This is a genomic window from Atribacter sp. (assembly GCF_035418125.1).
GTDB lineage: Bacteria > Atribacterota > Atribacteria > Atribacterales > Atribacteraceae > Atribacter > Atribacter allofermentans.
In genome coordinates this window covers 1-8,694 of record NZ_DAOLQM010000072.1, presented here as the reverse complement: position 1 = coordinate 8,694, position 8,694 = coordinate 1, and the positions used below count along the sequence as shown (strand labels likewise).

The window sequence follows — 8,694 nt, the reverse complement described above, 5'->3', positions numbered from 1 at the left end:
CGCTTAGAGGTTCCGGTCGAAGCCCTGAACCAACAAAACCAGTTACTCCAGGAGTATTTCGCACAACATACCAAGAGCGGTCGTTCATCATCATTTCTACCATTACATAACCTGGGAATACTTTCTTCTTGGTAAATCTCTTTTTTCCCCTCTTTACCTCTATGGTTTCCTCCATTGGAACAACCACACGGAAAATCTGGTCTTGCATCCCCATAGATGCAATCCTTCTTTCCAAATTTGCTTTGACCTTATGCTCGCTTCCGGCTAAGGTGTGAACAACATACCACAATTTATCCATAATGGTAAGATGATGACCTCCGGTAATTACTTAATATACAAACCAATTAAAGCAGTTAAGATTAAATCTATTACTCCTAAAAAAACTGCAAAAATGACCACGACCACTAAAACCGTAAGAGTACTTGACATTAATTCTTTTCGATTAGGCCAGGTAACTTTTTTAAATTCACTCCATGCATCTTTAAAGTAATTCTTCAACCTGCTGAATAGCTTAACGAAAAAATTCACAGCACACTCTTCCCTTTCCCTTTAAAGTTTTTGGGGATGCTTTTGATGAGTTCCAACTATAACAATAAAAAAGAAAATGGTAATGACCTCCTACCATTCTCTTTACATAAAAATGCACTCAAATGCTGCAACATTTTATCTTTTTTCCCTTTAAGTGTCAATAATTGATATCATCGAACAATAAATAAAAAAATGGCAGGCCCGGCAGGATTTGAACCTGCAGCCCCCGGTTTTGGAGACCGGTGCTCTGCCGTTAGAGCTACGGACCTGCAATTTTTTTATCTACTTCATTTCTTTGTGAACAGTATGCTTTCTACAATGTGGACAATACTTTTTAAATTCTAATCGGGCGCTTTTATTTTTTTTGTTTTTCATGCCCTGATAATTGCGCCTCCGACAATCGGTACATTCAAAGGTAATAGTTTCCTGTACCATAATAGCCTCCTGACTTTACTCGGTTATATCTGTTACAACTCCGGCTCCGACGGTACGACCACCTTCACGGATAGCAAAACGGAGACCTTTCTCCATAGCAATGGGGTAAATGAGCTTCACATCGAGATCAGCATTGTCTCCAGGCATAATCATCTCCACACCTGGGGCAAGTTTGATCTCACCGGTGACATCGGTCGTCCGGAAATAGAACTGGGGACGATAGCCATTGAAGAAGGGAGTGTGACGACCACCCTCTTCTTTGGTGAGAACGTAGACCCGACCTTTGAAAACGGTATGGGGGGTGATGGATCCGGGAATGGCCAAGACCTGACCCCGTTCCACTTCTTTCTTCTCGATGCCACGGAGGAGCACACCGATGTTGTCACCAGCTTGGGCTTCATCGAGGAGTTTCCGGAACATTTCAATCCCAGTGACTACTGTCTTTTTGATGTCATGGGAGAGACCAACGATTTCGACCTGATCACCAAGATGGAGCACCCCTCGTTCCACTCGTCCCGTGACCACCGTTCCACGACCGGTGATGGTGAAGACGTCTTCAACCGACATGAGGAAGGGTTTATCCAATTCCCGCTTCGGGTCAGGGATATAGTTATCCAGGGCATCCATGAGTTCCCAGACACTCCGACACCACTGACAGTCTCGTTTCCCACAGCCACATTCTAAGGCTTTCAAGGCGCTCCCTTTGATGATGGGGATATCGTCTCCAGGGAACTCATAGCGGTTGAGGAGATCTCGGACTTCCATTTCGACGAGTTCCAAGAGCTCGGGGTCATCAACCATGTCGATTTTGTTCAAGTAGACCAGGATGTAGGGAACGCCTACCTGACGGGCAAGCAGGATGTGTTCTCGGGTCTGGGGCATGGGACCATCAGCGGCAGAGACCACCAGGATGGCACCGTCCATCTGGGCAGCACCGGTGATCATGTTCTTGACATAGTCAGCATGGCCAGGGCAGTCGATGTGGGCGTAGTGCCGTTTCTCGGTCTGGTATTCCACATGAGAGATGGCGATGGTGATGCCCCGTTCTCGTTCTTCAGGAGCCTTGTCAATCTGTTCAAAGGGAATAAAACTCGCCATCCCCAGTTTGGAGAGGGTCTCGGTGATGGCAGCGGTGAGAGTCGTTTTCCCGTGGTCAACGTGACCGATGGTTCCAACGTTGACGTGGGGTTTAGATCGTTCAAACTTTTGTTTCGCCATAGGTATCCTCCTCTTTCTTAACTCAATTTATCAATAATTTCTTTCATCATATTCTCAGGAACTTCATCATAATGAGAAAACTGCATAGTATAAGTAGCCCTACCCTGGGTAACCGAACGAAGGGCTGTCGCATAACCAAAAAGCGAAGCTAAAGGAGCCTGGGCATTGATAACCTGTAATTCTCCTTTGCTTTCGATACCTTCAATTTTACCCCTTCGTGCACTCATATCCCCAATAACATCACCCAGATAGTCTTTGGGAGTAATGATTTGCACCTTCATAACCGGTTCCAAAAGTATCGGTTGAGATTTTTTTATGGCATCTCGCAAGGCCAGAGATCCAGCAATCTTAAAGGCAATATCGGAAGAGTCTACCGGGTGATAGGAACCATCAATTAAACGAACCCGAATGTTCATAACCGGGTAACCAGCAATAACTCCATTATCCAGTGATTCTTTTACTCCGGCTTGAACCGAAGGAATATATTCTCTTGGTATTGCCCCACCAACAATTTTATCTTCAAAAACAAAATTATCATCACAAGGTTCGATCTCTAAAACAACGTGTCCGTACTGTCCTCTTCCACCGGTTTGACGAACATAACGTCCCTCTCCTCGCCCACTTTTCCGGATTGTTTCTCGATAAGCAACTTGCGGTCGACCCACATTGGCTTCGACTTTAAACTCTCGTAAAAGACGATCGATGATGATTTCAAGATGTAACTCCCCCATTCCCGAAATCAACGTTTGACCGGTTTCTTCATCAGTTTTAACTTTAAAAGTTGGATCTTCTTCGGCTAATTTTGATAAGGCTAAACCAAGTTTTTCTTGATCGGCACGAGTTTTGGGCTCTATTGCTACTTCGATTACTGGTTCAGGAAACACCAACGTTTCTAAAACAATAGGATAACGTTCCTCACAGAGGGTATCACCGGTGGCTGCATTTCGCAATCCTACAATACCACACAAGTCTCCAGCTTTTACCGCTTGAACATCTTCCCGTCGATTCGCATGAATGATCAAAATTCGACTTACTCGTTCCTTTGCTCCTTTATTACTGTTGTATACATAAGTACCGCTTTGCAGTTGACCAGAATAGACACGGAAAAAAGAAATTTTCCCCGCGTGGGGATCCATGCTTATTTTAAAAACCAAACCCGAAAAAGGCTCTTTCTTCATGGGAAGCCGCTTTTCGATTTCATTGGTTTTCGGATTTTTTCCTTCAACTGGCGGCAGATCGAGTGGGGATGGAAGATACCAAACCACTGCATCTAAAAGAGGCTGAATACATTTATTTCGAAGAGCCGAGCCGCCTAATACTGGTATGAATTTCCCGGTGGTTGTTCCTTTACGAATAGCTTGACGTATTTCTTGGGGATTTATCTCATCTCCATCCAGATATTTTTGCATGATGTTCTCATCGATCTCCGATATTGCTTCCAGGAGCTTATCTCGATAGATCAAAGCTTCTTTCCGATAAGAATCTGGAACATCTACCCAGTCAAATTCCATCCCATCACTGTCTTTTCTATATGTAAAGGCTTTCATTTCGATCAGATCAATAACACCAATAAAATCACTTTCTTTTCCGATAGGAATTTGAATCGGATGAGCGTTGGCATTCAATTTTTTACGGATAGCATTGACAACCGCAAAAAAATCAGCACCAACCCGATCTAATTTATTAATAAATGCTATCCGAGGAATCCGGTAATGGTCTGCTTGGTGCCAAACTGTTTCTGATTGTGGCTCTACACCGCCAACTCCACAAAACACCGCAACTGCCCCATCTAACACCCGGAGGCTTCTCTCTACTTCAACGGTAAAGTCCACGTGGCCTGGCGTATCGATAATATTTATCCGAGCATTATTCCAAAAACAAGTGGTCACCGCTGAGCTGATGGTGATTCCTCTTTCTTGCTCCTGGGGAAGAAAATCCATAGTTGCCATACCCTCATGGACTTCTCCTACCCGGTGAATTTTTCGGGTAAAAAACAATATACGCTCACTGACCGTTGTTTTTCCGGCATCAATATGAGCCATAATCCCTATGTTTCTAACTCTTTCTATATTCAATTGTTCGAATTCTTGTCCCTGATTCAGATTGCTATTCAAAAAATGAAGCCCCTTTCTTAAAACCACCGATAATGAGCAAATGCTTTATTGGCTTCTGCCATGCGATGAGTATCTTCTCTTTTCTTAGACGATGCCCCCGCTCCGTTAGCAGCATCAATAATTTCATTGGCTAACTTCTCAGTCATAGTTCTTCCTGCTCGTTGTCGGCTATAATTAACCAGCCATCGAATACCAAGGCTTTTGCTCCGTTCGGGACGAACTTCCATCGGCACCTGGTAGTTGGCTCCACCAACCCGTCGTGCTCTCACTTCAACCAATGGCATTACATTATTCAGTGCTTGAGAAAATACTTCTAATGGATCACGTTTTGATTTCTCACGAACTATCTCAAAAGCACCATAAACAATTTGTTCTGAAACACTCTTTTTTCCTTTTATCATGACCTTGTTCATCAACCGTGCAACATCAACACTGTTATATACTGGATCTGGTTGGATTTCTCTTTTTGAAACCGGACCTTTTCTCGGCAAAACCCTTCACGCTCCTTATGATTTCGGTCTTTTCGCTCCGTATTTTGAACGGCTTTGTTTGCGATTCTCAACACCAGCCGTATCAAGCGTTCCACGAATAATATGGTATCTCACGCCGGGAAGATCTTTCACACGACCACCACGGATAAGGACCAAGGAATGTTCTTGAAGATTATGTCCTATTCCAGGAATATAGGCGGTTACTTCAATTCCATTGGTCAAACGCACACGAGCAACCTTCCGCAATGCCGAGTTGGGTTTCTTAGGTGTTATTGTCCAAACTCGGGTGCACACTCCTCGTTTTTGAGGAGAACATTTCAAAGCAGGAGCACTGCTTTTCTTCTTAGGCTGTTTTCTGCCTTTTCGAACCAACTGGTTTATGGTTGGCATATCGTTCCTCCTTCTTAATATCTTGCTCTCATGAGTTGAATATATTTATTTCCTTATATTTTTTCCTATTTCTTTATACTATCGGACTTTACAATAGTACCCCTAAGTGCAACGGAGCAATTTTATCAGCATTAAAATTGAATGTCAACTGGGAGTTTCAGTATTTGATTAAAAAAAGTGGGAGTTTATCGCTCCCACTTTTTTCTCCTTTTTTTAATTGTCAAAATTACTCTCTTCTTCATCTTTATCGCTATCGATTTGACTTTCAAAATGGCCAAACTCTTCAGGATCCTCGTCTATTTCCTCATCTTCAGTTTTGTTTTGATGAGGATGAAGAATTTCTTCGATATCGATTTCTTCTTCATAATTCATCAGTTCACGAAGATCAACACTTTGGTCTCCGTGAAAAGCCAATTCGCTTGAATCTTCCATGTGTTCTTCGGTCTCTAACTTCACCTTCCGATATTCTGGAAAACCAGTTCCAGCTGGGATAATCTTACCGATTATTACATTTTCTTTTAATCCAACCAATTCATCAACTTTTCCTTTTATTGCTGAATCCGCCAAAACGTGAGTCGTCTGTTGGAAAGAAGATGCCGATAAAAAGCTCTCAGTGGCTAAAGAGGCTTTGGTGATTCCCAGAACGACTGGTCTCCCGGTTGCTACCTGTTTGGTACCTGCTAAATAGACTAAATTTTCAACCAAACTTCTGGTTTCAGTTTCGGCGTCCGCTTCTCGTATCAATAAATACTCGACATTATCGTCAGCAATTTTGATTACTCCATCACGATCGATAGTTTGTCCTGCTTTGATCAGTATAGAGCCATTCTCTTCTATGGAAATATCTTGTGCTGCGACTTTCCCTACGACTTCTCGTTCTAAAAGTTCACTTAATCGTCCTTCTATTGAAAAGAAACGTCCATCGCCCAGTTTGACTTCTTTAACATCCTCCATGACCAAACGCCGTGCCACTGCCCGGCTTATTTGCTGACCAGAGGCTATGATCAAATCACCGCTTTTCGGACTAATGATGTCCTTTTCCACTTCTTTCCCAAGAATCTCCTCACGTAATTCTCGAATTAAACTTTCTTTAATTTGGAAGGTCTCAATATTTTTCCAGATTACAATCCGATCGATATTATGACCTTCAATCAGGTCTTGATGATGGGCTTCAACTTTTGTATTGGCGGTGAGAATTACTTCTCCGGTTTTCAAATCGGTCACATCTTCAGCTAAAATTGCACCTTTCAGTTTATCCCAGGTTGACTTCTCTCGGGTTCGCAGAATAACCGGACCTAAGTCAGCTATATGTTCAACCTTCTGCTCGCTAATAACATCACCGGCTTTGACCAAAACCGTTCCATTTTGATCAAGAATGTCATCGACGCTCACTTGGTCTTTCAATTCAGCTTTTAACGACCGGTAGCCTCGAATCATTTTGTAAGGTGTCCGATCTTTATTAACTATATAAAAAGGCTTGCAATCGGTAGATAAAATAACCCTTAGCTTCTCTTCGTCAATTGCTTCTCCTTTTTGTACAATCGCTTCACCCGAAATATCAAAAGCCGGTTCTCGTAAGGTGAATCCTTCAAAAAGCGAGAGTGCTTTTTCTAAAACCAATCGGTTTTCTTCATTAATTCGACTATTTTCTTGCTCAAAATCTTCAATATGAACCAACTCACCGGAGAGGAGTTCGGTATCACCGGAATTCTCAACCATAACCTTATTCAGACGAGCAATTTGTCGAACAATGGTTTCGATGTGTTTATCGTTGATGTTTACACCTTGTGATAGGTAAACCGATTGAATTTCTTCTACCAGATGACTTTGAACCTCTCTTATTCCCTTGATACGAAGGATATCACGAGGATTAATCGGGCCTAAGGTCAAACGATCACCCGCTTTAACCTGAGCATTTTCATTAACCTTAATCCGAATATCAGGTGGAACTAAATAAGCCCGGGCCGATTGATCGGCTTCATCGTCATCAGGATGAACAATAATTTTTCTTCGGTTTCCAATGGTTTCAATCTTTTCTACTTCTCCATCGACATCGGATAGAATAGCGGCTTTTTTTGGTTTCCGAACTTCAAATAGCTGCTCTACTCGTGGGAGACCTTGGGTAATGTCTTCCCCCGCAATTCGAATCCCTCCGGTATGAAAGGTTCTCATAGTTAGCTGGGTGCCTGGTTCACCGATTGATTGGGCGGCAAGAATTCCAACCGACTCCCCAATATCAACTATTTTACCAGTCGCCAAGTTCCTTCCATAACATTTTGCACAGACTCCATACCGAGCTTTACAAGTAAGAACTGACCGAATTTTCAATTCTCGGATTTTATGTTCCTGAAGTTTCTGAATAACATCCTCATTAATTTCTTCACCGGCAGCCAGTAGAAGCTGATCAGTTCCGGGAACATAAACATCATTGAGAATCATCCGGCCTAAAACTCTTTCTTCAAAATATTCAATAATGTTATCGTTTTCGTCTTTTAAGTCTCCAATAATTATTCCGTCATCAGTTCCACAATCAATCTCTCGAACAATCATGTCTTGAGATACATCGACCAGCCTCCGAGTAAGATAACCTGATTTCGCCGTTCTTAGTGCCGTGTCAGCTAATCCTTTCCGAGCGCCATGGGTAGATATAAAGTATTCTAATACCCCTAAACCCTCACGGAAGTTCGCTCGAATTGGATATTCAATAATTCGACCAGAAGGATCAGCCATCAATCCTCGCATTCCTGCTAGCTGGCTGATCTGTCGAATACTCCCTCGAGCGCCTGATTTTGCCATCATATTCACGGGATTAAAATCATCCAGTAATTCCAAAATAGCCTCAGCTACTTTGTTGGAAGCATCGGTCCAAATATCGATAACCGACTGCTCTCGCTCTTCTCCGGTAATCAGACCTTCGTTATAATGGTCGTTGGTATCGCCAACTCGCTGAGTAGCATCCTCAATGATTAAGAATTTTTTTTCTGGGATTTCCAAATCTACAACCCCGATACTGGTTCCCGATTGGGTGGCATAACGAAAACCCAATCTTTTAATTCGGTCAAGGGTTTCAACAGTGATTTGGTTTCCAAATTTTCTAAAACATAAATCAACGATATCCGATAGTTTCTTTTTGGTCATCGGATCATTGTAATAGGGCATCCCCTGAGGAAGAACCTGATTAAAAATAACTCGACCAATTGTCGTCATAGCTACATTAGAGTCTTTCTCCTGAACTTCCCGGATGAAAATCGGCTCATGAAGATCGACTTGTTTGTATTCAAAAGCCAGGAGTGCTTCATCCATATCGAGATATCGCTTCAGAATTGTTCCTTTGGATACTTTTTTCATCAAAGTTAGGTAGTAACAGCCTAACACCATATCTTGAGTTGGTACTGCTATCGGTCGACCTGATGCCGGAGAAAGGATATTGTGAGAAGAAAGCATCAAAATTTCCGATTCAGCTTGAGCTTCTGCAGAAAGCGGAACATGAACTGCCATCTGATCACCATCGAAATCGG

8 protein-coding genes and 1 tRNA gene are annotated in these 8,694 nt (G+C 42.6%); all 9 read right to left on the bottom strand.

All coding sequences use genetic code 11. The features are described from left to right. On the bottom strand, nucleotides 1–298 hold a 298-nt coding region (locus PLK24_RS05340), incomplete at its 3' end, for a transcription termination/antitermination NusG family protein (protein ID WP_324477009.1). Nucleotides 299–324: 26 nt separating this feature from the next. After that, a complete protein-coding gene (secE, locus tag PLK24_RS05335; RefSeq protein WP_324477007.1) occupies nucleotides 325–498 on the bottom strand; it encodes a preprotein translocase subunit SecE in 174 nt (57 codons plus the stop codon). A gap of 223 nt (nucleotides 499–721) precedes the next feature. Next, nucleotides 722–797 (bottom strand) — tRNA-Trp (locus tag PLK24_RS05330). A gap of 13 nt (nucleotides 798–810) precedes the next feature. Next, the gene (gene rpmG, locus PLK24_RS05325; protein ID WP_324477005.1) at nucleotides 811–963 is read right to left on the bottom strand and encodes a 50S ribosomal protein L33; all 153 of its coding nucleotides are present in this window, start codon (nucleotides 961–963) and stop codon (nucleotides 811–813) included. Between the two features lie 15 nt (nucleotides 964–978). Beyond that, complete coding sequence (gene tuf, locus PLK24_RS05320; RefSeq protein ID WP_324477003.1) at nucleotides 979–2,181, bottom strand: elongation factor Tu; 1,203 nt, start codon at nucleotides 2,179–2,181, stop codon at nucleotides 979–981. Nucleotides 2,182–2,198: 17 nt separating this feature from the next. Continuing rightward, a complete protein-coding gene (fusA, locus tag PLK24_RS05315; RefSeq protein ID WP_324477001.1) occupies nucleotides 2,199–4,295 on the bottom strand; it encodes an elongation factor G in 2,097 nt (698 codons plus the stop codon). Nucleotides 4,296–4,312: 17 nt separating this feature from the next. Further along, entirely contained in the window at nucleotides 4,313–4,786 is a 474-nt protein-coding gene (rpsG, locus tag PLK24_RS05310) for a 30S ribosomal protein S7 (RefSeq protein ID WP_324476999.1), read from the bottom strand. Between the two features lie 15 nt (nucleotides 4,787–4,801). Further along, entirely contained in the window at nucleotides 4,802–5,176 is a 375-nt protein-coding gene (rpsL, locus tag PLK24_RS05305) for a 30S ribosomal protein S12 (protein WP_324476997.1), read from the bottom strand. A 213-nt stretch (nucleotides 5,177–5,389) separates the two neighbouring features. Then, the coding region (locus PLK24_RS05300; protein WP_502876040.1) for a DNA-directed RNA polymerase subunit beta' at nucleotides 5,390–8,694 on the bottom strand (3,305 nt) is incomplete at its 5' end.